The sequence below is a fragment of the Prosthecobacter sp. genome, assembly GCF_046154365.1.
GTDB lineage: Bacteria > Verrucomicrobiota > Verrucomicrobiia > Verrucomicrobiales > Verrucomicrobiaceae > Prosthecobacter.
In genome coordinates this window covers 97,901-121,878 of record NZ_JBJXFV010000220.1, presented here as the reverse complement: position 1 = coordinate 121,878, position 23,978 = coordinate 97,901, and the positions used below count along the sequence as shown (strand labels likewise).

The following is a 23,978-nucleotide window of genomic DNA, read 5'->3' as shown; positions in this document are numbered from 1 at the left end:
TATGCCCGAAGACACTGAACCGCTCGAAATTAAGTATGGCCTGCCCCGTGAGGTGAAGTTCTGTTCCAAATGCGTCATCTCCAACCAGCGGCCGAATTCCGCCGTCGAATACGAACACACCGCCGCCTCCAAGAAGACCACGATCAAGTTCGATGCGGACATGATTTGCGACGCCTGCCACACGACTGAGCGCAAGATGAAGGAAGTCGATTGGGAGGCCCGTGAGAAGGAACTCTGGGCGCTGTGCGACAAGCACCGCAAAAACAACGGCGAGTATGACTGCCTCGTGCCTGGCTCCGGCGGCAAGGACAGCTTTTACCAGTCCCACATCCTGAAATACAAGTATGGCATGAACCCGCTCACGGTGACGTGGGCGCCGCATCTCTACACCGACTGGGGCTGGAAAAATCACCGTGCGTGGGTCAACAGCGGCTTCGACAACTACCTCTGCACACCGAACGGCCGCATCCATCGTCTGCTCACGCGTCTGGCGGTCGATAATCTGTTCCATCCGTTCCAGGCCTTCATGTTCGGTCAGAAATTTCTGGGCCCGAAGATGGCGGCCATGTTCAACATCCCGCTGGTGTTTTACGGCGAGAACGAAGCCGAGTACGGCAATCCCATCGCTGACAATACGACGGCCAAGCGCGATTACGCCTACTTTGCCACGAAGGATAAATCCAAGGTCTATCTGGGTGGCACCTCCGTGCAGGAACTCATGGGGCGCTACGGGGTCTCGATGAACGACCTGGAGCCCTACTTTCCGGCGGAGCCTGAGAAACTCGAAAAGGCGCAAATTGAGGTTCACTACCTCGGCTATTACCTGAAATGGCACCCGCAGGGCTGCTACTACTACGCGGTGGAGCACGGCGGCTTCCAGGCCAGCCCGGAACGCACGCCCGGCACGTATTCGAAGTACAACTCCATCGACGACAAGATCGACGATCTTCATTACTGGACGACGTTCGTGAAGTTTGGCATCGGGCGAGCGACGTATGACGCCAGCCAGGAAATCCGCTCCGGCGAGATCACCCGTGAAGAAGGCGTGGCACTGGTGAAGCGTTTCGACGGCGAATGGCCGGCGCGTTTTGACACCGAGCTGATGGAATACCTCAGCATGCCTGCCAAGGAGTTCCCGGTCGCCACCAAGGCCTTTGCAGAGCCGATCCTGACCAAGGACAAGTTCATTGCCATGGCCGATCGTTTCCGCTCACCGCACCTTTGGAACAAGGAGGGCGGCGAATGGAAGCTGCGTCACACTGTTTTCCAGTGATTCTCATCTTCTAAGTTCAATCTGATGACGACGAAACCCCTCGAAACCTTCTGCCTGCCGCCCGACGCCACGTTGTTGCGCGCCCTGCAGGTCATTGACGAGGGCGGCGAAGGCATTTCGTTCATGGTGGATGCCGGGCACAAGCTGCTCGGCACCGTGACCGATGGCGATGTGCGCCGGGCGCTGCTCAAGGGGGTGGCGCTTACAGCGCGTATCGAACCGCATGCGAAGAAGGTTTTTTCCACCGTGACTGCGAGCGCCTCGCGTGCCGAGGTCATCGATCTTATGCAGGCACGCCAGCTCCACCAAATTCCGATCATCGACGATCAAGGACGGTTGGCAGGGCTTCATTTGCTGCATGAAATTCTCGGCGCGATGCCAAAACCCAACTGGGCCGTCATCATGGCCGGAGGCAAGGGGACACGCCTCGGCAAACTGACCCAATCAACGCCCAAGCCCATGCTCAAGGTCGCCGGCCGGCCGATTATCGAACGCTTGGTGCTGCACTTCGTCGGTTGTGGCATTCGCCGCATCTTTATTTCGGTGAACCACCTTGCCGGCATCATCGAAGACCACTTTGGCAATGGTTCTCGGTTTGGCTGCCAGATTGAATACTTGCGCGAAAGAACCGAGCATCCGCTGGGCACCGGTGGATCGCTCAGCCTGCTGCCGGAAGCGCCGGAGCATCCGGTGTTTGTCTGCAATGGGGATCTCGTCACACAGGTGGATTTCGACAGCCTGGCACATTTTCATGCCAGCGGCGGCTATCTGGCAACGGTCGGCGTGCGCAGCTATGTTCATGAAATTCCCTTCGGCTGTCTGGAGGTCGTTGCCGGACGCGTGACCAACATCGTCGAAAAGCCGACGCTTTCGCAACCCATCAACGCTGGCATCTACATGCTCTCGCCGGAGATCATCCGGCGCGTGCCAGAGAAGTATTTCCCCATCACCGAGCTGTTCGATGAGGCCGTCCGCCTCGGCGACAAAGTCGGCGCGTTTGAAATCGTGGACGACTGGATCGACGTAGGGCAGCATGAGCAACTCAAACTGGCGCGAGGACACGCACACTGATCATCATGGGACAATTCGACGGCAAAAAAATTCTAGTTACCGGCGCGGGTGGATTCATCGGCAGCCATCTTGCCGAGCACCTGGTGCGTGAAGGTGCCAGCGTGCGTGCGCTCGTTCACTACAATGCTCTTGGCAAGCAAGGCTGGCTTGATGAGTCGGAGCTGGCCGGAGACATGGAAATTTACACCGGCGACATCGCGGACCGTGACAGCGTGCGCCGTGCGGTGAAGGACACGGAGATGGTCTTCCATCTGGGTGCTTTGATCGCCATTCCCTATTCGTACCAGGCTCCGCACAGCTATGTGCGCACGAATATCGAAGGCACGCTCAACGTGCTGCAGGCTGCGCGTGACAATGGCACGCAGCGCGTGCTCCACACCTCGACCAGTGAGGTTTATGGCACGGCGTTGTTCGTCCCGATCACGGAAGAACATCCGTTGCAGGGCCAGTCGCCGTATTCGGCCTCAAAGATTGGTGCCGACAAAATGGCGGAGGCTTTTGCGGCCTCGTTTGAACTCGAAGTCGTCACCGTGCGTCCCTTCAACACCTTCGGGCCACGGCAGAGCATGCGCGCGGTCATTCCGACGATCATCACGCAGTGCGCCCGCGGCTATAACGTGCATCTCGGTGCGGTGCATCCAACGCGCGACCTCAACTTCGTGCAGAACACGGTCGAAGGCTTCTGCGCCAGCGCCTTGTCACCCAATGCGGTTGGTGAGACGATCAATTTCGGTTCCGGGCGTGAAATCAGCATCGGTGACCTTGCCATCCTCATTGCGAAGATGATGGGCAAGGAGATCACCATCGTCTGCGAAGGTGAGCGTCTGCGGCCGAGCAAGAGCGAGGTGGAGCGTCTGCTCGCCTGCAACAAGAAGGCCAAGGAATTGGTTGGCTGGGAACCGAAAGTCTCACTTGAAGCAGGGTTGGAACAGACCATCGAGTGGTTGATGAGGAACATGGAGCACTACACCGCCAAAGGTTATGTCGTCTGACGCGGCCTTCATTCCGCTCAGCGCTCCGCACCTCAGCGGCAACGAGTGGAAGTACATCAAGGATTGTCTCGATACCGGCTGGGTTTCATCCGTGGGAGCGTATGTGACGCGTTTCGAGCACGAACTGGCGCAAGCCGCCGCAGTGCCGCACGCCGTCGCGACGACGTGCGGCACCGCAGCGTTGCATATGGCGTTGCTCGTCGCTGGCGTGAAGCCTGGCGATGAGGTGCTCGTATCCTCGATGACTTTCATTGCCCCGGTGAACGCGATCCGTTATGCGAATGCGATTCCGGTGCTGGTAGATGCCGAACCGAAGCACTGGCAGATGGATGTGAATCAGGTGCGTGACTTTTTGACGAATGGCTGCGTGCGGCGTGACGGTGGTGTGTTCAACAGGGTCAGTGGCAGACGTGTGGCCGCCATCGTGCCGGTGCATGTCCTCGGGCATCCGGTGGACATGAACGCGCTGATGAAGCTGGCGGATGAATTTGACCTCACCGTCATCGAAGATGCCACCGAAAGTCTCGGCTCGACCTATTTTGACCGGCCTGCGGGCGGCATCGGCCACCTCGGCTGCTACAGCTTCAACGGCAACAAGATCATCACCACCGGCGGGGGCGGCATGCTCGTCACCGCGAACGAAGCCTGGGCAAAAAAAGCCCGCTACCTCACCACGCAGGCGAAGGATGATCCGCAGGAGTACATCCATCACGAAATCGGCTACAACTACCGCCTGACGAACATTCAGGCGGCGTTTGGCTGCGCGCAGATCGAGGTGCTGCCGGGTTATGTCACACGCCGCCGAGAGATTCATGCCCTCTATCGCTCTAAGCTTGGCTCAGTGCCTGGCATTCGCTTCCAGGAAGAAGCAGACGGGGTGAAAAGCAATTTCTGGCTGACGACCGTTTGCATCGACCGTAACCTGTTTGGTATGGAGGCCCGGGCATTACAACAGCAACTCAAAGCAGCAAAGATCGAAGCCCGCCCGCTGTGGCAACCGGCGCATCTCTCCCCCGCTCATCAGGATGCGTTTAAACTGCCCTGCCCCGTGGCGGAGGATTTGTTCGCCAATGCCCTGTCTCTCCCTTCCTGCTCCTCAGCCACCGATGAGGACATCAAACGTGTGATCCAAGTTGTTCATCATGCTGCTGGACTTTAAAAAAATCGGAAGACGTTATCGAAAGTTTCGGGATGCCATGACAGCGCGCATCCTGCCCAAGCTCAACTGCGGGCACGACCCGCTGGCTCTCAAGGTGGCGGACTTCAAACGCAGCGACACGCTATTTGTCCTGGGCAGCGGCGCTTCCGTCAATGACCTCACTCAAGAGGCTTGGGCGGCAATTCGGTCGGCAGACTCCATGGGCATGAATTTCTGGCTCTATCACGAGCATGTGCCGACGTGGTATTCTTGTGAGGTGCCGCGAGATCCTGAGGCATTAGGAGTGCTGCTGGCGCTGTTGAAACTGCGCATGAAGGACTATCAAAGCACCTGCTTCTTATTGAAGGATGTGACGAAATTGGACGATCGCTTTCCAACCTGGAGCGCGGAGTTTCCTCTCGGGGCGGTGGGACATCTCTACACCCTGGCCAATCTGGGGGTGCGCGGGCGCAAGGCGGCCACGTTGCGGTTCTTTTTGCGCTGGTATCGTCGCCTTGGGTACTTCCGCCGCAGCGAGGTGCTCTGGGGTTTGCCGATGAAACGCGCCACGGTTTTCATGGCCATGAGTTTTGCCCTGATGGCCGGCTACCGCCGCATCGTACTCTGTGGCATTGACCTGACCAACACCGACTATTTCTACCACCATCCCAAATACCTGGCGGGAGACCTGCCGAAACCGCCAGCGCTGCCTCCCGGTACTGCCGAGGCGCTGGCGGACAAATACGCCCGTGCTGGCCTGAAGATGCGGCAGCCCCCAGATCCGACGGTCCACAATACGATTGATCCCGCCTTAAACCCGCTGCCGATGGACGAAGTTATTCATGCGTTTAATGAAGAGGTGCTCCAACCGGAGGGGGTGGAACTTTTCGTTTCCATGCCTTCTTCACGGCTGCATCCGCGCATTCCGGCATTATTTGAGCCGTTGAGGCACTCCACATGAGTACAGCGCATCTGCGGGGCCAGATCACGCATTTGCGTGCAGCCAGGCAAAGCTGCGCTCGGCCTCGCTTTTTTGGTAGGCGATTTCGGCGTCTTTTTTGCCGGGACCGTCGGGGGCCTTGAAGCTGTCTATTTTTTTGCCGCGTTTGGCCATGTCGAGCCAGGCTTTGAACATGGGGGTGTCACGGTGATTGGGGAAGATCTTCCAGAACTCGTCCTGCTTCCAGGCGAAGGGACGTGCAAAGCCGGAGATGGTCTCGACTTGCAGCGGGACGCCGGGGGCGAGTTCGGCGAAGCGTTTGGCGTAGGCTTTGTAATCGACGAGGCCTTCGCCGACGGCGGTCCACTGCACGACGGTGCCGTTGTCGTCCTCCCAGAGCATGCTGTCGCGCACGCTACTACAGATCGTCAATGGACCGAGCACTTCTAGGTGCATGAGCGGCTCTTCGAGCGCCCAAACGGCGTTGCCGGGGTCGATGTTGGCACCGACGTAGCCTTTGCCAGCGGCTTCGATGAGCGCCTTGAGTTCATGCGACTGCATGTCGCCGGCGTGGTTTTCAATGGCGATCTTGATGCCTTCACCCTCGGCTTTGGACTGGCAGGCTTTGACGGTCTTAATGACTTCCTCGATGTGCTTCTGGATGCCGCCGTCGGTGCTGCGGTCTTTTTGATTGCCGAGATAGCAGCGTGCCACGGGAGAGTCGAGAGCCTTCGCGAGGCGGATGGTGAGAGCGAGGTGCTCCTCGGGCGTGCCGTAGGTGTCCTTCCAAGTGTTGGAAGTTTTGCAGACGCTGCCGGTGCCGACATAGAGTTTCAAGCCCGCACGATCCGCCTGCTCTTTGAGGCTCTTCAAATAAGCCTCCTCAAAATTTTCAAACACATGCAGTTCAGAGATGAACATGGTGTCGAGCTTCAGCGACGCGGCGTAGTCGATGAACTGCGCCGCTTTCCATCCCGTGGCACGCACGGCGAAATGATCGAGACCGAGGGCGAGCTTGTTGCCTGTGGCGGCGTTGGAGAACGATGCTGCAGCAGTGGCGGCGATGGTTTGAGCGATAAAGGAACGGCGGTTCATGCCGCCATGCTAGCGGAGTCAATTCTTCTGTCGATAACGAATCGTGTGATCAGCGAATGATCAGCTTCACCGCGCCCTGACCCTGGCGATCATCTGCGGAAGAGACAAGGATCTGTGCGAGGTGGTGTCCGCTGCGCCATGGAGCGCCGTTGATGGGCTTAACTTGGAGCAGGTAGGCTCCGGTGCCGACATTGCGGAAGGAGGTGACGTTGTTGCTGAAGGGGGCCTGTTGGCCGGGAACCTCGAAATACTCCATCAGCGTGAAGTGATCTTTTGTCAGGTCGGTGACGGGCCATCCACCACTGCTGACGAGCACCAAGATGTTGGCGGGATGAGTGCTGCCATTGGCGGCGGCTCCTGCGGAGGCCTGGGCGGCGACGGTGAGAGATGCGGCACCGCCTGCACCGGTTTTCATCACAAGCTTGGGTGCTGGGGAGGGCGCAGGTGGCACTGGCTTTGGTGCCGGTGCTTCAGACACCGGCTTCAGTACGGGCGCTGGCTCGGTTATTTTGGATGGAGCAGCAGGCGCGGGCTTGGACGGGGTTTTCGACTTCACTTCCACCGGCTTCTTCGCTGGAGCGGGTTTTTTCTTGGAAGCGGCTGCTTTCTTGACCGGCAACGGTTTCTTTACAGCGGCTGGTTTCTTGGCTGAAGCAGGCTTCTTTTTAGCGGGTGCCTTTTTGGGAGCAGGTTTTTTGGCCATGGTGGTTGGTGGGTCGGAATTGTTTAAATTTCCGAGAGGCTAGCAATACTTCCGGTCATCTGTCGAGATTCCTCTTGGTATTTTGTCGTTAATTGTCGCGAAGGCACCGGGGCAATGAATGGTCTTCGGGTGCTCATACCCCTCTGGGAGCAGTACTTCGAAGCCCGCTCGACTTCTTCAAAGCATTTGCCAGAAAGGTCGATCACAAGGTCAGAGTTGAGGGTAAATCTAAAACTCCCAATTGCTCGAATGAACAGCCTTCGAGTAATTCTATATGGATGCAAAAATTCTGAAAATAGGCGATTGCCAAGACTGTGCCTCCTAGATTATAAGGATTGGTTAAATTTTAGTCCGTAACCCGTTTGTCACCTTTTAGGCTTGGATGGCCGGTTCGATTATTGCTACTCCCATGAATGCGCTTCCCGCAGTTGGATTTCCCCTGCCGCGCCTCTTTGAACGGCCAAGCCGAAAGGGGCGGTTGTCTGTGCAATCATGGCTGACTAAGATTTCCAGACTGATTGGATTCTCTCAAGTGGGTGGCTGGCCTTGGTTCGGCACTGCCGATGCGATGGATGACCTCATGCCGTGGGGTCGTGGCACCTTGGTGGCCCGGCCGGATGCTGAGGGAGGGGGGGGATCGCCCGAATCTGGCCCCTCCGAACATTTTTCGCGAAATTTGCCATTCTACCATGCGCCGGTGTTGCTCGCAGAGGTGATCGAGCTTCTCCAGCCCGCTCCCGGCAAGCTCATGTTTGATGGTACTTTAGGCGGTGGCGGGCATTCCGAGGCGTTGTTGCAACATGGTGCGCGTGTCGTTGCCATGGATCAGGACGTGAATGCACTCAAGCATGCCACGGAGCGTCTGAAACCCTATGCGGCTCAATTCTGTGCGCTGCGCGGCAATTTCCGGCACTTCCCGCAGATCGTCGAAGAAACGGGCGTGTCCGGCTTCGACGGCATGCTGGTGGACATTGGCGTGTCGAGTCATCAGCTCGATGATGCCGCACGCGGTTTCTCGTTCATGCGGGATGGGCCGCTCGATCTGCGCATGGACACGGATTCGCCACGCACGGCGGCGGATCTGGTGAACACGGCGGATGAGGCCGAACTCATGCGCATCTTCTTTGACTACGGCGAGGAGCCGAACGCACGCCGCATCGCCCGCGCAATCGTCAAGGCACGCACCGCCCATCGCATTCAAACGACATTGCAGTTCGCGGACATCGTTGCCGCCGCATCGCCGAAGCGCGGCAAGCGCCACCCGGCCACGCTCGTGTTTCAGGCGTTGCGCATTGCTGTGAATGACGAACTGGCTGCGCTGCATGATTTCCTCGCTGCGGCTCCGCGCTGGTTGAAGCCCGGCGGCAGGCTTGCAGTGATCTCCTTCCACTCGTTGGAAGACCGCATCGTCAAACAGACCCTCCAGCATCTCTCGGCACCGTTCATCGACCGCCCTGAATGGCCCGAAGCACGTAAAAATCCCGACTGCCTGCTCAAACTCATCACGCGCAAGCCGGTACAGGCCACAGCGCAGGAGATCGAACTCAACCCCCGTGCTCGCAGCGCCGTGCTGCGTGTCGCCGAACGCCTTCCTGCATGAAACCACGCCAACGCAATCGCTACCGCAACAGCCTCGGCCTGCCCACCATCACGGCGATCCTGATCGTCGTCGCATCGCTCGCGCTTGTCGGTTTGGGCATCGTGGTGAGCAAAAATCGCGTGCGCGCCCTCGGGGACGAACAGCGCAAGGTCGAATCCGAGACCCGCCTGCTGCAGACCGAAATCGTGGCCTTGAACAACCGCATCGAAACGATGCTCACCCGCGACCGCGTGCAGCCGCGCCTGACCAGTTCCGGCACGTTGTTACGTCCGATCACCAAATTCAGTCTGTTAATGCTTAAATCGTTGCCACCGCCGGTGGACAGCGCCGCTTCCGCCCCGAAGGCAGACCCTGCCATCGCTCAAACCTCGCCCCAGCATCCGTGAGCCAGTCCCTGCCAAATCAAACTCAGCTTCGCCGTGACCGCCCGGTGTGCCGCCGCATGCTCCTGCTGCTGTTTGTGCTGCTCGCGGGCTTCTCGCTCGTGACGTGGCGGCTTGCGGTTATTCAGATCAAGGAAGCACCGCGTCTCACGGCCCTTGCGGCGAAAAAATACCAGCGCCACATCGTCTTGCCCGCGCATCGCGGTGCCATCAAGGACTTCAATGGTGAATACCTCGCGCATGACGAGGACGTGAGCGAATTGTACACCGACCGCACGCATCTGCGCGAGATCATCACCGTGCGCCATCATCTCGCCGCCGTGCGTGGCATGCGGGCCGTTGATTTGCGCGAGCAGCTCAGCGAGGCCGAAACCATCGCCGCGTATCACGATCATGTCGCCAAAGTGCTCGCAAGCATCCTCCCGCTGCCAGAGAGAGAAATTCGCCAGCAAATCGCCGCCGACACGCCGGAAATCGTGTTGGCCAAAAAAGTTGAAGAGGAGCAGGCGAAACAGTGGGGCATTCTGTTCAAGGCCGAGCACATCGTCGGCCTCCATCTGCGTCCAGCCATCTCGCGGCGTTTTCCCGCGCGCGATCGTCTCTCGCTCGTGCTTGGAGACACGGACACGAGCAACAAAGGCCGCTGGGGCGTCGAACGTCTCCAGGATCGCGAACTCACCGGCATTGCGGGCGAGCAGTTCATTGAGCGCGACAAATCCGGCCACGAACTGCCCGCCTACCGTGGTCAAGTCGTCGTGCCGCAGCACGGCAGCGATGTGCATCTCACCATCGACATGCAGTTGCAGGACAACGTCGAGGCCATCTGCGAGCGCGCCTGGAAGGCCAACAAAGCGCGCCGCGTCGTCATCGTCGTCACCGAACCCGCCACCGGCACCATTCTGGCCATGGCCGCGCGTCCGCATCTCGATGTGAACAGCCCCGATGTCAGCACCTGGACCAATCACGTCATCGCGGATCCGTATGAGCCCGGCTCCATCTTTAAAGTGGTCACGCTCGCCGCTGCGCTCGACAACCACAAGGTCACACCCACCGACAAGATCGACTGCGGCAACATGTTTTATGAAGACCCCGTGCGGAAAGTGAAACTCAGTGATGATGAGCCGCTCGGCATGCAGACCGTCAAAGGCGTGCTCGTGCATTCCAGCAATATTGGCATGTACAAAATCAGCAAGCGCGTCGGCCAGGACATGCTGCTCGACTACGCTTCGCGCTTTGGCTTCGGCAGTGTCACCGGCCTTGGCCTGCTTGGCGAAAAGGCCGGCTACATGAACACCGGCAAGTGGAGCAACACCACCTACTCGCGCATGCCCATCGGCTACGAAGTTTCCGTCACGCCGCTGCAAATGTGTCTGGCCTACGGTGCCATCGCGAATGGCGGGGTGCTCATGAAGCCGCGTCTCATCGACCGCGTCGTCAAACCGAATGGCGCTGTCGAAATGCTGCCGCCGCAGCCCGTGTGGCAGGTATGCACCGCGAAGACCGCCGCCTCGCTGCGTGATTTCCTCGAAGGCGTTGTGCTCGAAGGCACCGGTAGCCGCGCGGCCTTGCCTGATGTGCGTGTCGCTGGCAAAACCGGCACCACGCGACGCTATGACCCCGCCAAAAAGCGCTACATCGAAGGTTCCTACCTCACTTCGTTCGTCGGTTTTGCGCCGGTGGAAAAGCCGCAGGTCGTCTGCCTCGTCATGCTCGATGATCCGAAGGCCGAGAGCGAAAAAATGATCCGTGGCGGTCGTGTCGCCGCGCCGATCTTTGCCGAAGTCGTGCATGAGACGCTCGATCACCTCGCCATCCGTCACGAGCGCCCGATCAAGGTCGCAGCGAAAGGAGATGCCCCATGACACTGCGCGACCTCATCCCGAATTTTGGCAAACCAGCCGTCTCCGGCAGCCTCGACACCGAGATCACCGGCCTCGCCTACGATTCACGCAAAGTCGGCCCCGGCATCGCCTTCGTCGCGTTGCGTGGCACGCATGCGGATGGACACGCCTTCATTCCGAAGGCAATTGAACTCGGTGCTGCCGCGATCATCGCTGAACAAGCACCGCCGGACGATGTGACCGTGCCGTGGGTGCATGTGCGCCACTCGCGCATCGCTTTGGCGCAAGCAGCGGCGGCTTTGCAGGATTTTCCGGCCAAAGCACTCGTCATCGCCGGTGTCACCGGCACCAACGGGAAGACCACCACGGCTTTCCTCATGCATCATCTGTTCAACACCGCTCAGATGCGCAGCGGCCTGCTTGGCACGGTGTATTACGATCTCGGTAATGGCGAGCAGTTGCCGGCCACGCACACCACGCCCGAATCGCTCGAAATCCAAGGCCTGCTCGCTGACATGCGTGACAATGGCTGCCGTGCCTGCGCCATGGAGGTCTCTTCGCATGCGCTCGATCAGGATCGCGTCTTCGGCCTGCCCTTCGCCGCCGCCGTATTCACGAATCTCACGCAGGACCATCTCGACTACCACGGCACGATGGAGAAGTACTTCGAGGCCAAGGTGCGCTTGTTTGAAATCACCGCCGAATCAAAACGCTCGGCCCTGATCATCAATGGCGACGACTCCTGGGGCCGAAAACTGGCTCAGCGCTTCGAACATACGGGCCGCGTCACACGTTTTGGTTTCGGTGTGGGTCTTGAATTCCGCGCCATCAACGTGCGCTACGATCTCACCGGCACCACCTTCGAACTGGAGGCCAAAGGCCGCAGTTTCCTCGTGCGCCTGCCGCTCATCGGCGATTTCAACGTGTACAACGCCATCGGTGCGCTCGCTGCCGCGCACGGTGTCGGTTTGAACCTGCGTGAGGCCATCAAGCACCTGCAAAACGCGCCGCAGGTGCCGGGACGCATGGAGCGCGTCTCCGAAAACTCGCGTTTCCAGGTCTTCGTCGATTACGCACACACGCCCGACGGTCTCGAGAACGCGCTGCGCACGGCCCGTGCGCTGCGTCCGCGCCGCCTCATCACCGTGTTTGGCTGCGGTGGTGATCGTGACCGCACCAAGCGCCCGAAGATGGCCGCTGCCGCCGAGGCGGGCAGCGACATCTGCGTGCTCACCTCCGACAATCCACGCACCGAAGACCCTGAACAGATTCTGAACGACGCGAAGGCCGGTTTCAAGAGTCCGCAAAAACACGCCATCATCGCCGATCGCCGCACCGCGATCCACACCGCGCTCGAAAACGCCTGGGAAGGCGATCTCGTGCTCATCGCCGGCAAAGGGCATGAAGATTATCAGGACATCCAGGGCAAGAAGCACCCGTTCGACGACCGCAAGATCGCCCGCCACTTCCTGCACGAACTCAAAGCCACCCGCGCGCAGGAGCGCGAAGAAAAAGCCGCTGAACGCGAAGCCATGCGTGGCGGCTTTGATCGCCCAGACCGTTTTGATCGATGATTCCCGTCTCACTCCAGACTCTCGCCCAATTCGCCGCAGGTAATCTGCGTGGCGATGGCACGCGTCTGGTCACGAATGTGAACACGGACTCGCGCAAAATCACCGCAGGCGAGGTTTTTGTCGCGCTGGTCGGTGACAAGTTCGACGCACACGATTTCATCCCGCAAGTCGCCGCCGCTGGCGCTGCTGCCGTCGTTGTCAGCAAGGTCAATCCTGCCTGGGGACCACTGCCGTGTGCCGTGATCGAAGTGGGCGATACCTTGCTCGCATTGCAACACATGGCGCGCGGTTATCGCCAGCATCATGCGCCGCTGATCATCGGTTTGACTGGCAGCAACGGCAAGACTTCGACCAAAGACCTCGTCGCCATCGTCATGGCCCGAAAATGCCAGACGCGTGCCACCTTTGGCAATCTGAACAACCACATCGGCCTGCCGCTCACGCTGCTGTCGATGCGTGAGGGCGATCAATGCTGCGTCGCTGAGATGGGCATGAATCACGCCGGTGAAATCAAAGTGCTCACTGACATCGCCCAACCGGATGCTGGCATTATCACCAATGTCGGCATGGCCCACATCGAGTACCTGGGCACACAGGACGCGATTGCGTGGGAAAAAGGCACGCTGGCGGCGAATGTTCGCGCCGGTGGTGTCGTCGTGCTCAATGCGAACGACAAATACAGCGAAGTCATCGCCCGTCATTGCCAGGCCAGCGTTTCGACGGCTGGTGTCGGCTGTGGCGATGTTTCCGCCTCCAATCTGCGCGCGGACGCGACGGGAACGACCTTCACGCTCGATTTCGGCGGTGAAAAAGTCGAAACGCGGCTGCCCATTCTTGGTGAGCACATGGTCGGCAATGCCGCGCTTGCTGCGTGCATGGGCTGGCGTCAGGGCATCGCGCCCGCAGACATCGCGGACGCTTTGAACCAAGCGAAGCTTACCGGTGGTCGCGTGGAGCCCAAAGTCATCGATGGCATCCAGTTCATCGATGATTCCTACAACGCGAATCCCGACAGCATGATCGCCGGCTTGCGCACGCTCAGCACTTTGGGCACAGCACGTCGCGTGGCCGTTTTGGGCCGCATGGGGGAGTTGGGAAGCATTGCGCAGGCTGAACATCGTCGTGTTGGCGAGTTTGCCGCCTCCCTCGATCTCACCGCCGTCTTCACCGTGGGTGGTGATGAGGCCGCGCTCATCAGCGATGCCGCCGCATGCACGAGCAGCACGCTGCAAGTCCGCCATTTTCCCGATCATGCTTCCTGCGCCGCACGTCTGCGCGAGTGGTTGCGTGAGGGAGACGTGGTGCTGCTCAAAGGCAGCCGCTCCGCGCGCATGGAACAGATTCTCACGCACTTCTCCGCCTCATGATGTACTGGCTTTACGAACTTAGGGAATGGCTCACCGCTCATCAATGGATCAGCGAGGACGCCGCTCTGTACAAGATTCTCAACCTGTTCCGCTACCACACGTTCCGTGCCGGTGGTGCCGCAGTCACGGCTTTTGTGCTTTCGTTGCTATATGGCGACCGCCTGATTCGGAAACTCATCTCACTCAAGATCGGCCAGCCCATCCGTTCCGCCGAGGAAGTGCATAAACTGCACGAACTCCACGGCAAGAAGGCCGGCACGCCGACCATGGGCGGTATTCTCATCCTGGCCGCGATCGTTATCTCCACGCTGCTGTGGGCGAAGTGGGACAACATCATGGTGTGGATCGTCCTTTTCACCACCATCGGCCTCGGTGCGCTCGGCTTCCGCGACGACTACCTCAAGATCAGCAAAAAGAACTCCAAAGGTGTCAGCGCACGCACCAAGCTCATCTGGCAGACTTCCGTGGCGGTGCTGGCGGGCCTGCTGTTCGCGTATGCGGTGCCGGCGGACAACGGCGTCACGCTGCGGGCGCTGTACCTGCCCTTCGTGAAGAATGCGGTCATCGCGGACATGCACATCTTCGCCGTGGCGATGTTTGCCATCATCATCGTCGGTGCGTCGAATGCGGTGAACCTCACGGACGGCCTGGATGGTCTCGCCACTGGCTGCTCCGTCACCACGGCGCTCGCGTATGCCGCGTTTGGCTACATCTGCGGCAATGCGCGTTACTCGGACTACCTCGGCGTGGCGCACAACAGCCTTGCCAACGAACTGCCCATCGTCGCGATGGCGATGGCGGGAGCGTGTCTCGGTTTCCTCTGGTTCAATGCGCATCCGGCCAAGATGTTCATGGGCGACACCGGCTCGCTCGCGCTCGGCGGCTGCATCGCGACGCTCGCCATCGGCTGCAAGCAGGAAATCGTGCTCGCGCTCGTCGGTGGGGTGTTCGTGATGGAGGCGATGAGCGTCATTCTCCAGGTGTGGAGCTTCAAAAAACGCGGCAAGCGCATCTTCCGCATGGCACCAATCCATCACCACTTTGAACTCGGCGGCTGGCACGAGAATCAGGTCATCGTTCGCTTCTGGGTGCTCTCACTACTCTTTGCCATGCTCGGCTTGGCCACGCTTAAACTTCGATGAAATTTGCCTCACAACGTTTCGCCATTCTCGGTGCTGGCCGCAGCGGCCTCGGTGCTGCGCGTCTGGCGCGGATGCATGGCGCTGACGTAACGGTGTTTGATGAGGGCGACAAGGCGAAGCAGGTCGAGGACTTCAAGTGCGTGCTCGGTCAGGCCGCGCGTGATCTTGTCGTCAAACCCGGTGATTTCGATCTCGTCATCATCAGCCCTGGTTTGGACGAGCACTGGCCGCTGCCGAAGAAATTTACGGATGCAGGCACGCCGCTCGTCGGTGAGACTGAATTCGCCTTCAACCTGACCGACATGCCGATGGTCGCCATCACCGGCACGAACGGTAAGAGCACCTGCACGGAGCTGATCGCGACGTTGTTCAACGGCTGCGGCATGAAGTCAGTGCCCTGTGGCAATCACGGCATGTCCTTGAGCGAAGTCGTCGCCAGCGCTGTGCGCTACGATGTGCTGGCGCTCGAGATCAGCAGCTTCCAGCTCGAAACGATCAAGAATTTCCGCGCCAAGGCCAATCTGTGGCTCAACTTCGCGCCCGATCATCTGGATCGTTATCCAAACATGGCGGCGTACTTCGCCGCGAAGGCGCGCATCTTTGAAAACGCCACTTCAGACGATGTCGCCATCGTGCGTGCGGGTGAAACGGTCGCTACCGGCAAGGCGGATCGCTGGACCTTCTCCGCGTATGGAGCCGAGGCTGGTTACACTTACAGCGCGGGCAAATTTTATCATGGCGGCCAGGAAATCGGCAGCGCTGCTGGTTTGAAGCTGCGCGGGAAGCACAACATGGAAAACGTGCTCGCCGCGCTCATGACCGGCCGTGTGTTTGGTCTGCAGTATTCCAGCATGCTGCGGGCGATGGAGAGCTACGAGCCACCACGGCACCGCTGTGAGCTGGTGCGCACTTTGAACGACCGCGAATACATCAATGACTCCAAGGCCACGAATCTGCATGCGCTGGAGGCGTGTTTAAAGTCGCAGGAGCGTCCCATCGTGTTGATTGCCGGCGGCAAGGACAAGGAACTCGATTACACGCCGTTGCGTGCCGAATTGAACGGCCAGGTGCGCGCGATGGTGCTCATCGGCGAGATCGCGCCGCAGCTTGAGCAGACCTTTGGCGATCTACTGCCCTGCCAGCGTGCCGCCGACATGGCGGACGCTGTGCGCCTGGCCACCGCCGCCTCGCAGGCAGGCGACGCCATCATTCTCAGTCCCGGCACCTCCTCTTTTGACATGTACACCGGCTACGCCCAACGCGGCGACGTGTTTCACACCGCCGTGGATGAATTGAAATGAATTTCAGCACCCGCCCATACGACAACCCCAAGCTCCGCGTTCTTATGAAGACGAAACCACAGCCCAAAGAAAAGAAACTGCTGCTGAACCTGATGTCAGGCGAGCGCCAGCGTCATCGCGTTGCGCTCGTCACGGAAGAAGGGGAATGGAACCAGCATGAACCAAACTCCGGCATGGCGCGCATGTTTGTCGTCATGCTGCTGATCCACGTTGTCCTCATCGGCGGCATCATCATCTATGATTTCATGGGCGACGAGGAAGCACCGCAGCAGACCGTGACGCAGGCCGCGCGCGCCATGAGCACCGCCTCAGGTCTGCCACCGGCCGCTCCTGCCATCGTCAGCGCCCAGGCGCAGGCCGCGGCGGACACGCAGCAGTTCGACAACTATGAGATGCGCTCCGGTGATTCGATCAAAAACATCGCGGCGAAGTTCGGCACCACCGAGGCAGAAATTTCCAAGATGAACATGATCGACAAAGGGCTGCAAATCGGCCCTGGCACGATTCTGCGTGTGCCGAAGCAGGCGGTGCCCAGCGCTATTCCGATCGATCCGAAGACCTTGAAGCCGCTGGCCGTCACGGATGACGTGCCCAAGGCCATTCCGATTCCGGTGAAGGATCAGCCGCCGGTAAACGTGCCGAGCGAGGCAGTGAAACCTGCGGATGCGCCGGCAAGTTTGTCTGCCGCAGCGCTGACGCCGATGTCCTTGGTGGCGCCGAATGAGGCGCCGCCATCTTCGCCTTCGCTCGCTGCTGCGGCTGATTCGCCCGCGACCGCGACCGTGCTGACTGAAGCAGTGGCAGCGCTGCCGCCGCCGGCGAACCCGCGTGCCGTGGCACTGCTGCAAGAAAACGCACCGGTGAGCACCAAGCCGAAGGAAGCAGCGAAGAAGGTTGCCAAAGCGGAACCCAAACCGCTGACCAAGCCCAATCCCGTGCCACGGCCAACGCAGATGCTGCAAAGAATCGCCGACACGCCGCCTGCCACGAAGAAGCCGGAACCGGTGAAGAAACTCGCCGCTGATGCACCGCCGAAATCGGTGACGAAGGCAACGCCCGCCCGCTCACACACGCTCAAGTCCGGCGAGACACTCTACCGCCTGGCAACGAAGTATGGTGTCAGCGTGGATGCCATCCAGAAGGCGAACAACATCAAGAACCCCAACGCCATGCGTGATGGCATGAAGCTGGTGATTCCAAAGTAAACCAGGGCTTCAGCCCGGCTGCTGCGCGTGTGGCAACGACCGGAACGAGCTACAGCTCGAAACTACTTTCTCATGGCCAAACATTCTATCTTCCTGCTCATCCTGGCGGTGGTGTCGTTGATCGCGCTGGGCATCACCATGCTGGCGAGCACGACGTTTGAGATCGCGCAGGAAGGCGGCGAGGACTATGTGACGCTGTGGCGGCAGATCGTCTGGCTGGGGGTCTCGCTCGTCGCCTGTGTGATCGCGGCGGTGCTGGATTACAACGTGTGGCTGCGCTGGCGCTGGCACATTCTCATCACTGCGGCGGTGCTGCTGGCGCTGTGCTATGTGCCGATGATCGGCGTGAAGATTAATGGCTCGAAGCGTTGGATCGGCTTGCAGTCATTGCGGGTGCAGCCGTCGGAATTTGCGAAGATTGCTTTGATCATCGCGCTGGCGGGTTGGTATGCGACGCATGAGGCGATGACCCGCACGTTTGTGCGCGGCTTTCTGCTGCCAGGACTGCTGTTGTCGGCCATCGTGGCGCTGATCGGCTGCGAGTTTGACCTCGGCAGCGCATTGCTGGCCGCCGCGGTTGGTCTTGGAGTGATGTTTATCGCAGGCACCAAGCTGCGCTACCTCGCCATCATCGTGCTGCTGTGCGGTGGCGGCTTGTGGGCCGGAATCACGTACCTGCCCAACCGGCTGGAGCGTGTGATGGTCGTGTTCGACCTCGAAAAGCACAAAGAAGACCTCGGCCTGCAGCAGTGGGTGTCCAAGCTCGCGTTCGGCTCCGGCGGCATCGAGGGCCGCGGCCTTGGCGAAGGCCGCATGAAGCTCTCCTACCTGCCCGAGGCGCATACGGACTTCATTTTCCCCATGGTGGGCGAGGAACTGGGCCTGCGCGGCACGGCGGCGGTGGTGCTGGCCTTTGCGGTGCTGGTGATGGCCGGGATGGTCGTTTCGTCCTATGCACCGAATCGTTTTGGCAAGCTGCTGGGTGCGGGGGTGACTTTTTTGCTCGGCATGGAAGCGCTCTTGAACATGGGCGTGACCACTGCTTTGCTGCCGAACAAGGGCCTCCCGCTGCCCTTCGTGAGCTACGGTGGTTCCAGCCTCGTCGCCGCGATGGTCGCGGTGGGCATCCTGATCAACATCCACCGCCAGGGCGTGCATCTGACCTGGGATCAGCTCCCCGTGATCCGCAGAAAGCGCCGCTGGACACCGCAGCTTTAGCCTTTTGAATCTCAGTGAAACAGAAAAATTTGAAGTCCATCCATGTGCTCATCGCATGCGGTGGCACCGGGGGGCATTTGTTCCCTGGCATTGCCGTCGGTGAGGTTTTGGCCTCACGCGGTCACGACGTGACCCTGCTTATTAGCGAAAAGAAAATCGATTCCCTGGCCGCTTCCGGGCACCCGGAACTGCGGTTTGAGAAAATGCCGTTTCTGGCCATGCCGAAACCGTGGTCGCCCAAGATGATCGGCTTCCTCAAAGGCCTGTGGCAGGGCACGAAGGCCTGCCGCCAGCTCATCCGCGACCGTGAGGTCGATGTGGTGCTCGGCATGGGCGGATTCACTTCGTTTGCACCGCTGTATGCCGGCCGCAAAGAGGGCTGCACCACGCTGATCCACGAAAGCAACGCCATCCCCGGCAAGGCGAACAAGCTCAACGCCCGTTACAGCGACATCGTCTTGTGCGGCCTCGAGGCCTGCCAGGCGCACTTCCCGAAGCACGAGGATGTGCGTGTCGTCGGCACGCCGATCCGCAGCAGCATGCGGCAGCAGAACAGCGATGACCCACGCGCTTTCTTCAAGCTCGACAAGGACAGGCGCACGCTGCTCATCATGGGCGGCAGCCAGGGCGCACGCGGTGTGAACCGCGCCGTGGGCCAGGCGCTTGATCAATTCGAAGCGATGGGCATCCAGGTGCTGCACATCGCCGGACCGACCGATTACGAAGAGGTGCGCGACGTGTACGCAAAGGTTCCGCTGCTGAAGCAGCACGTCGCCGCGTTCTGCCACCGCATGGACCTAGCCTATCGTGCCGCTGATCTCGCTATTGCGCGCTCCGGGGCTTCGTCGATGGCGGAGCTGGCCTACTTCGGTGTGCCGAGCCTGCTGGTGCCGTATCCCTTCGCCGCCGAAGATCATCAGACCCGCAACGCCGAGATCTTTGACCAGGCCGGGGCCGCACGCCTGATGCGGGAGAAAGATCTCAACGCCGACACGCTTGCCGATGCCGTGCGTGGCGTCTTCAACGACCCGCGCAAGGCTGGTGAGATGAAGAGAGCTGCGCAAAAGCTCGCGGTGAAGAACTCGGCGGAGAAGATCGCCGACATGCTGGTCAAAGAGGCGAGCGCGAAGTAAACGGCGAACCGCTCCATCACCATTGCCAGTCCTCCGCATCGAACTTGTTCTGGGCGCTGCGCATCTCGGCAAGGTCATCTTTGCGACTAGTGGTGCGACGACCGAAGGCCTTGGCCCAGCCGTCACGCGGTTTGCGGCGTGGTCGCAGGAGCAGACCTTGGGTCGAAACCTCGACTTGAACGCCATAAGGCCAAGCGGCGATGGTGGGGAGTGGTGCTTCCATGGCTCATTTTCTCCCAAGTCTGGTGTGAGTCAAACTTTGCGACAAATCAGCCGCTCACCAACTTGTTACCGATCTTGCCAAATCCTGCGCCTGTACCGTGGTGCATGCGATCCTTGTTTGAAAGGCGGAGCGGACTCGGTATGTATCCGCCCCTCAAAACCCAACCTCACACTTTATGAACCTGACACGGACAGCCTACGGCACCTGGAGCGGCGGTCGCTTCATGCATTACGGAGAACAACTCTCCGAGGAGCATTACATGCAGCTCATGCGTGATTCGTTCGAGAAAGGCGTGCGCACGTTCGTCACGGCGGACGTCTATGGCGTGGGCCGTGCTGATGCGCTGCTGGGCGAGGCTCTGAAGGGCATCCCGCGCGAGGAGTACTGCCTCGTGGGCATCATCGGGCACGACATCTATGAAGGCGTGCGCCAGGGCTCGAAAGGCTACCCGCGTTTCACCGATCCCGCATTGCGTGGGCCGGAGAAGTATTACGATTACCTCAAAATGGCGGCGGAGAAGAGCCTGGAGCGCTGCCAGACCTCGAAGTTTGACCTGCTCATGCTGCACAACCCGGACAGCATCAGTTACACGAGCGACAAGGTGTGGGACGCCTTCTGCAAGCTGCGTGACGAGGGTCTCACCGACCGCCTCGGCATCGCTCCTGGTCCTGCTAACGGTTTCACGCTGGACATGATCGAGTGCTTCGAGCGTTTCGGCGACCGCATGGACTGGGCGATGATCATTTTGAATCCGTTCGAGCCCTGGCCCGGCCAGCATGTGCTCGGCGCGGCGGAAAAGAACAGCGTCGATATTTTGGCTCGTGTGGTCGATTACGGCGGTCTGTTCCACGATGACGTGAAGCCCGGCCACAAATTCCGCGATGGCGACCACCGCACGCATCGTCCGGGCGACTGGATAGAGCACGGCGTGGAGAAACTCGAAAAAGTGCGGCCCTTTGCCGAGAAGCACGGCCTCACGATGCTCCAGCTCGCCTGTCAGTGGACGCTGGGGAACAAAGGCGTGAAGAGCGTGGTGCCCACCATGATCCAAGAGCACGGCGAAGGTGCGCGCACCATTGAGAGCAAGCTCGACGATCTCGCGGCCCTGCCGGAGCAGCGCCTGACCGCCGAGGATGTCGAGGCCATCCGCCAGATCGGCGACAACACCGGCTGCATGGTGCTGAAAGGTGCCAGCAAACGCCATGAAGGCCAGGAACCGCGTCCTGACGAATGGCCGCTGCGTCCTGACTTGCTGACGCTGGCGACGCGCTGGGATCTTGGCACGGCCTGGTGAGGTGTGGAATCGAGGATTGACGATTGCGGCCGAAAGGTGACAATCACGCCAACCAACATCACGACTTTTGAACTATGACGAAGCTCTCTCCACCCTCCCGCCAGACCTTGGAAGCCAGGCGCGTGCTTTCCTCACTGCCGCGGAAGACCTTCACCGGCGAGCAGGCGGCGCAGCAGGTGAAGCTGCATCTGGCGGAAGCCAAGCGGCACTTCTTGCAGAATGGGCAGGCGAACGAGGCATCTTGAGCGATCCCGCAGAATTCGAGTCTGACATGCTCATCTCGAATGCCACGAGCGAACACGAAGTGCGTTATCGCAAAGAACAAAATCGGGCATCGAAACGCACTTGGGCTGGGTTTTACGGCCAGGTGCCTTGTCCGCAAAATGGGACGTTAGGCAGGCGCAATGCCACGCCTGCCGAGTATCTGTTCCGCATGGCTTTGCAGATCATGGTTTTCCACAGCGATCTCCGGCTCGAAAGTGTTTCTGTTTCGGACAGACCCAGCATGATCATCGGTCAGCCAGCGGGCGAGCCTTCGTTTGTCATCTCGCAAGAATGGCTGGAACGTCAGCAGGAAATCACTCCCGGGCTGATTGCTCAGCGCATGGCCGATGACGGCTTTGCGCAAGTGCCCAAATCCTACTATGGTTGGTATCGGGCCGCAGATGGGGTGGTGGTTGTGGATGCGAAAGCGGACAATTTCATCGCAACGGCAGCCGGCATCATCGCGCTCGACTTGCAAATGGCGGTATTCAACCGTGATCAAGCAATGGCAGCCGGTTTGCCGCCACCGCCTGACACAGACTCACCCACCACAACAGCATGATCGAGGCGGATTTTATCATCGTTGGAACCGGCGCAGGCGGCTTGGTGGCTGCGTTGCATGCCTCGGAGCATGGCAGCGTGGTGATGGTCACGAAGCGCGGCGTATTGGACTCGAATTCCAATTGGGCGCAGGGCGGCATCGCCTGTGTCACGGCTGAAAGTGATTCCATCGAGAAACATGTGAGCGACACACTCATCGCCGGTGCCGGTTTGTGCAAAGAGCAGGCGGTGCGCACGATTGTGGGCGAAGGGCCGGCACGCATCGCCGATCTGGTGAAGTGGGGCGTGCATTTTGATCAGCGCGAGTCTCCTGGCGGTCATCTGGAATTCGATCTGACTAGGGAAGGCGGGCACACGGCCCGCCGCGTGTTGCATGCCGCCGACGCCACGGGCCGCGAGATCACCGAAAAGCTGCTCGCCGCCGTGCGCGCGAAGCCGAACATCAAAATCTACGAGAATCATTACGCCATCGACATCCTCACGACGGCCAAGCTCGGCCTCGTGTCCGAAGATCGCGTGCTGGGGCTGTATGTGCTCGATGAAACCAGCGGCGAAGTTCACACCTTCCGCTCCGACCGCGTCATCCTGGCCACCGGCGGCTGCGGTCGTGTGTATTTGTACACGACGAATCCGCGGGTCGCGACGGGTGACGGTGTGGCGATGGCGTGGCGTGCGGGAGCGACGATCTCGAACATGGAGTTCATCCAGTTCCATCCGACCTGCCTCTATCATCCGCAGAAGCGCTCCTTCCTCATCACCGAGGCGATGCGCGGCGAGGGTGCTCGCTTGGTTGGCAAGGACGGGCAGGAATTCATGCCGCGTTACGATCCGCGTGGCTCGCTCGCGCCGCGTGACATCGTTTCACGCGCCATCGACCACGAGATCAAACGCACCGGCGGACCGTGCGTGTATCTCGACATCAGTCACCGGCCCGCCGACTTTATCGCGAGTCACTTTCCGAATATCCAGAAGGCCTGTCTCGAAGTTGGCATCGACATCACGAAAGAACCGATCCCCGTGGTGCCTGCCGCGCATTACCAGTGCGGCGGCGTCCTCACGGATGTGAATGGTGCCTCCAGCATCCGCGGCCTTTGCGCCGTGGGAGAAGTCGGCTGCACCGGCCTGCATGGCGCGAATCGCCTGGCGAGTAATTCACTGCTCGAATGCTGCGTCACCGCGCAGCGTGCGGTGGTACACCTCCTCAAAAAAATGCCGCCCGGGAAAATCGCCGAGCAGAGCTACGAGCTGCGGCCGTGGCAGACCAGCGGCGATGTGGAGAATGATGAACTCGTCGTCATCTACCACAACTGGGACGAAATCCGCCGCCTGATGTGGGACTACGTCTCCATCGTACGCACTAACAAGCGGCTTCAGCGTGCCGCCGCCCGCCTGCGCAACCTCAAGCGCGAGGTGCAGGAGTTTTACTGGAACAACCACGTCACCAGCGAAATCCTCGAGCTGCGCAACCTCGTCGAAACCGCCTCTCTCATTGTTGAGTGTGCCATCCGCCGCCATGAAAGCCGGGGCCTGCACTACACACTCGATTATCCCGAGACGGACCAGATCCGCCCTCCGCAGGATTCCACCCTGCGTCGCTATTGAGATTGTTGCCGCTGCGTCCGGCTGCATTTTGGCGGAGCCACCAGTCGGGCTTTTGAAC

Annotated in this window: 22 protein-coding genes; 19 read left to right on the top strand and 3 right to left on the bottom strand. The window is 60.0% G+C overall.

Translation table 11 applies throughout. The features are described from left to right. The first annotated feature begins 1 nt into the window (after position 1). From ACKVY0_RS28225 to ACKVY0_RS28205, 5 genes are read left to right on the top strand one after another with little or no spacing between them, the layout of a single operon-like run. Positions 2-1,273 (top strand): N-acetyl sugar amidotransferase, encoded by a 1,272-nt coding sequence (locus ACKVY0_RS28225; protein ID WP_409218221.1) that lies wholly within the window; start codon positions 2-4, stop codon positions 1,271-1,273. A gap of 24 nt (positions 1,274-1,297) precedes the next feature. Continuing rightward, positions 1,298-2,344: a nucleotidyltransferase family protein gene (locus ACKVY0_RS28220; RefSeq protein WP_409218220.1), complete on the top strand. Its 1,047-nt coding sequence runs from the start codon at positions 1,298-1,300 to the stop codon at positions 2,342-2,344. Between the two features lie 5 nt (positions 2,345-2,349). Continuing rightward, positions 2,350-3,336, top strand: a complete 987-nt coding sequence (locus ACKVY0_RS28215) for an SDR family NAD(P)-dependent oxidoreductase (RefSeq protein WP_409218219.1) — start codon at positions 2,350-2,352, stop codon at positions 3,334-3,336. Further along, positions 3,326-4,495 (top strand): LegC family aminotransferase, encoded by a 1,170-nt coding sequence (locus ACKVY0_RS28210; RefSeq protein WP_409218218.1) that lies wholly within the window; start codon positions 3,326-3,328, stop codon positions 4,493-4,495. Before ACKVY0_RS28215 ends, ACKVY0_RS28210 begins: the two co-directional genes overlap by 11 nt. Continuing rightward, positions 4,479-5,435, top strand: a complete 957-nt coding sequence (locus ACKVY0_RS28205) for a hypothetical protein (protein WP_409218217.1) — start codon at positions 4,479-4,481, stop codon at positions 5,433-5,435. The genes ACKVY0_RS28210 and ACKVY0_RS28205 overlap by 17 nt, the downstream gene beginning before the upstream one ends. A 24-nt stretch (positions 5,436-5,459) precedes the next feature. Here the strand turns inward: ACKVY0_RS28205 and ACKVY0_RS28200 are convergent, their stop codons facing one another. Together ACKVY0_RS28200 and ACKVY0_RS28195 are read right to left on the bottom strand one after the other, a co-directional pair. Next, positions 5,460-6,509 carry a sugar phosphate isomerase/epimerase family protein gene (locus ACKVY0_RS28200; RefSeq protein ID WP_409218216.1) on the bottom strand — a complete coding sequence of 350 codons (1,050 nt, stop codon included), beginning with the start codon at positions 6,507-6,509 and terminating at the stop codon, positions 5,460-5,462. 49 nt (positions 6,510-6,558) lie between these two features. Continuing rightward, positions 6,559-7,212, bottom strand: coding sequence for a hypothetical protein (locus tag ACKVY0_RS28195; protein WP_409218215.1), 654 nt, complete (start codon positions 7,210-7,212; stop codon positions 6,559-6,561). A 676-nt stretch (positions 7,213-7,888) separates the two neighbouring features. Between ACKVY0_RS28195 and rsmH the strand changes: the two genes are divergently transcribed. The 10 genes from rsmH to murG all read left to right on the top strand — a co-directional run bounded on the left by rsmH (position 7,889) and on the right by murG (position 19,976). Next, on the top strand, positions 7,889-8,812 hold the full coding sequence (gene rsmH / locus ACKVY0_RS28190; protein ID WP_409218214.1) for a 16S rRNA (cytosine(1402)-N(4))-methyltransferase RsmH: 924 nt from the start codon (positions 7,889-7,891) through the stop codon (positions 8,810-8,812). Next, positions 8,809-9,198: a hypothetical protein gene (locus ACKVY0_RS28185; RefSeq protein WP_409218213.1), complete on the top strand. Its 390-nt coding sequence runs from the start codon at positions 8,809-8,811 to the stop codon at positions 9,196-9,198. The genes rsmH and ACKVY0_RS28185 overlap by 4 nt, the downstream gene beginning before the upstream one ends. Beyond that, on the top strand, positions 9,195-11,057 hold the full coding sequence (locus tag ACKVY0_RS28180) for a peptidoglycan D,D-transpeptidase FtsI family protein (RefSeq protein WP_409218212.1): 1,863 nt from the start codon (positions 9,195-9,197) through the stop codon (positions 11,055-11,057). The genes ACKVY0_RS28185 and ACKVY0_RS28180 overlap by 4 nt, the downstream gene beginning before the upstream one ends. After that, positions 11,054-12,610, top strand: coding sequence for a UDP-N-acetylmuramoyl-L-alanyl-D-glutamate--2,6-diaminopimelate ligase (locus ACKVY0_RS28175; protein ID WP_409218211.1), 1,557 nt, complete (start codon positions 11,054-11,056; stop codon positions 12,608-12,610). The genes ACKVY0_RS28180 and ACKVY0_RS28175 overlap by 4 nt, the downstream gene beginning before the upstream one ends. After that, positions 12,607-13,977, top strand: coding sequence for a UDP-N-acetylmuramoyl-tripeptide--D-alanyl-D-alanine ligase (locus tag ACKVY0_RS28170; protein ID WP_409218210.1), 1,371 nt, complete (start codon positions 12,607-12,609; stop codon positions 13,975-13,977). The genes ACKVY0_RS28175 and ACKVY0_RS28170 overlap by 4 nt, the downstream gene beginning before the upstream one ends. Beyond that, positions 13,974-15,119, top strand: coding sequence for a phospho-N-acetylmuramoyl-pentapeptide-transferase (gene mraY, locus ACKVY0_RS28165; RefSeq protein ID WP_409218209.1), 1,146 nt, complete (start codon positions 13,974-13,976; stop codon positions 15,117-15,119). Before ACKVY0_RS28170 ends, mraY begins: the two co-directional genes overlap by 4 nt. Beyond that, positions 15,116-16,420, top strand: a complete 1,305-nt coding sequence (gene murD, locus ACKVY0_RS28160; protein WP_409218208.1) for a UDP-N-acetylmuramoyl-L-alanine--D-glutamate ligase — start codon at positions 15,116-15,118, stop codon at positions 16,418-16,420. Before mraY ends, murD begins: the two co-directional genes overlap by 4 nt. A gap of 44 nt (positions 16,421-16,464) precedes the next feature. Then, positions 16,465-17,625 carry a LysM peptidoglycan-binding domain-containing protein gene (locus ACKVY0_RS28155; protein WP_409218207.1) on the top strand — a complete coding sequence of 387 codons (1,161 nt, stop codon included), beginning with the start codon at positions 16,465-16,467 and terminating at the stop codon, positions 17,623-17,625. 72 nt (positions 17,626-17,697) lie between these two features. Further along, complete coding sequence (locus ACKVY0_RS28150) at positions 17,698-18,843, top strand: FtsW/RodA/SpoVE family cell cycle protein (RefSeq protein WP_409218206.1); 1,146 nt, start codon at positions 17,698-17,700, stop codon at positions 18,841-18,843. Between the two features lie 14 nt (positions 18,844-18,857). Beyond that, a complete protein-coding gene (gene murG, locus ACKVY0_RS28145; protein WP_409218205.1) occupies positions 18,858-19,976 on the top strand; it encodes an undecaprenyldiphospho-muramoylpentapeptide beta-N-acetylglucosaminyltransferase in 1,119 nt (372 codons plus the stop codon). A 16-nt stretch (positions 19,977-19,992) separates the two neighbouring features. Here murG and ACKVY0_RS28140 read toward each other — a convergent pair whose 3' ends face one another. Next, positions 19,993-20,199, bottom strand: a complete 207-nt coding sequence (locus ACKVY0_RS28140) for a hypothetical protein (RefSeq protein WP_409218204.1) — start codon at positions 20,197-20,199, stop codon at positions 19,993-19,995. A gap of 175 nt (positions 20,200-20,374) precedes the next feature. Here ACKVY0_RS28140 and ACKVY0_RS28135 point away from each other — a divergent pair, with 175 nt between their 5' ends. The 4 genes from ACKVY0_RS28135 (at position 20,375) to nadB (ending at position 23,920) form a co-directional block, all read left to right on the top strand. After that, a complete protein-coding gene (locus ACKVY0_RS28135) occupies positions 20,375-21,493 on the top strand; it encodes an aldo/keto reductase (RefSeq protein WP_409218203.1) in 1,119 nt (372 codons plus the stop codon). Positions 21,494-21,567: 74 nt separating this feature from the next. After that, complete coding sequence (locus tag ACKVY0_RS28130; RefSeq protein ID WP_409218202.1) at positions 21,568-21,738, top strand: hypothetical protein; 171 nt, start codon at positions 21,568-21,570, stop codon at positions 21,736-21,738. Further along, positions 21,735-22,319 carry a hypothetical protein gene (locus ACKVY0_RS28125; protein WP_409218201.1) on the top strand — a complete coding sequence of 195 codons (585 nt, stop codon included), beginning with the start codon at positions 21,735-21,737 and terminating at the stop codon, positions 22,317-22,319. The genes ACKVY0_RS28130 and ACKVY0_RS28125 overlap by 4 nt, the downstream gene beginning before the upstream one ends. Next, a complete protein-coding gene (gene nadB / locus ACKVY0_RS28120; RefSeq protein ID WP_409218200.1) occupies positions 22,316-23,920 on the top strand; it encodes an L-aspartate oxidase in 1,605 nt (534 codons plus the stop codon). The genes ACKVY0_RS28125 and nadB overlap by 4 nt, the downstream gene beginning before the upstream one ends. The last annotated feature ends 58 nt before the right edge of the window (positions 23,921-23,978 follow it).

What these genes read in the sequence shown, in the direction of transcription:
- ACKVY0_RS28225 (WP_409218221.1), top strand. Translation starts at nt 2, where the DNA reads ATGCCCGAAGACACTGAACCGCTCGAAATTAAGTATGGCCTGCCCCGT.
- ACKVY0_RS28220 (WP_409218220.1), top strand. Translation starts at nt 1,298, where the DNA reads ATGACGACGAAACCCCTCGAAACCTTCTGCCTGCCGCCCGACGCCACG.
- ACKVY0_RS28215 (WP_409218219.1), top strand. Translation starts at nt 2,350, where the DNA reads ATGGGACAATTCGACGGCAAAAAAATTCTAGTTACCGGCGCGGGTGGA.
- ACKVY0_RS28210 (WP_409218218.1), top strand. Translation starts at nt 3,326, where the DNA reads ATGTCGTCTGACGCGGCCTTCATTCCGCTCAGCGCTCCGCACCTCAGC.
- ACKVY0_RS28205 (WP_409218217.1), top strand. Translation starts at nt 4,479, where the DNA reads ATGCTGCTGGACTTTAAAAAAATCGGAAGACGTTATCGAAAGTTTCGG.
- ACKVY0_RS28200 (WP_409218216.1), bottom strand. Translation starts at nt 6,509, where the DNA reads ATGAACCGCCGTTCCTTTATCGCTCAAACCATCGCCGCCACTGCTGCA.
- ACKVY0_RS28195 (WP_409218215.1), bottom strand. Translation starts at nt 7,212, where the DNA reads ATGGCCAAAAAACCTGCTCCCAAAAAGGCACCCGCTAAAAAGAAGCCT.
- ACKVY0_RS28185 (WP_409218213.1), top strand. Translation starts at nt 8,809, where the DNA reads ATGAAACCACGCCAACGCAATCGCTACCGCAACAGCCTCGGCCTGCCC.
- ACKVY0_RS28175 (WP_409218211.1), top strand. Translation starts at nt 11,054, where the DNA reads ATGACACTGCGCGACCTCATCCCGAATTTTGGCAAACCAGCCGTCTCC.
- ACKVY0_RS28170 (WP_409218210.1), top strand. Translation starts at nt 12,607, where the DNA reads ATGATTCCCGTCTCACTCCAGACTCTCGCCCAATTCGCCGCAGGTAAT.
- mraY (WP_409218209.1), top strand. Translation starts at nt 13,974, where the DNA reads ATGATGTACTGGCTTTACGAACTTAGGGAATGGCTCACCGCTCATCAA.
- murD (WP_409218208.1), top strand. Translation starts at nt 15,116, where the DNA reads ATGAAATTTGCCTCACAACGTTTCGCCATTCTCGGTGCTGGCCGCAGC.
- ACKVY0_RS28155 (WP_409218207.1), top strand. Translation starts at nt 16,465, where the DNA reads ATGAAGACGAAACCACAGCCCAAAGAAAAGAAACTGCTGCTGAACCTG.
- ACKVY0_RS28150 (WP_409218206.1), top strand. Translation starts at nt 17,698, where the DNA reads ATGGCCAAACATTCTATCTTCCTGCTCATCCTGGCGGTGGTGTCGTTG.
- ACKVY0_RS28140 (WP_409218204.1), bottom strand. Translation starts at nt 20,199, where the DNA reads ATGGAAGCACCACTCCCCACCATCGCCGCTTGGCCTTATGGCGTTCAA.
- ACKVY0_RS28135 (WP_409218203.1), top strand. Translation starts at nt 20,375, where the DNA reads ATGAACCTGACACGGACAGCCTACGGCACCTGGAGCGGCGGTCGCTTC.
- ACKVY0_RS28130 (WP_409218202.1), top strand. Translation starts at nt 21,568, where the DNA reads ATGACGAAGCTCTCTCCACCCTCCCGCCAGACCTTGGAAGCCAGGCGC.
- nadB (WP_409218200.1), top strand. Translation starts at nt 22,316, where the DNA reads ATGATCGAGGCGGATTTTATCATCGTTGGAACCGGCGCAGGCGGCTTG.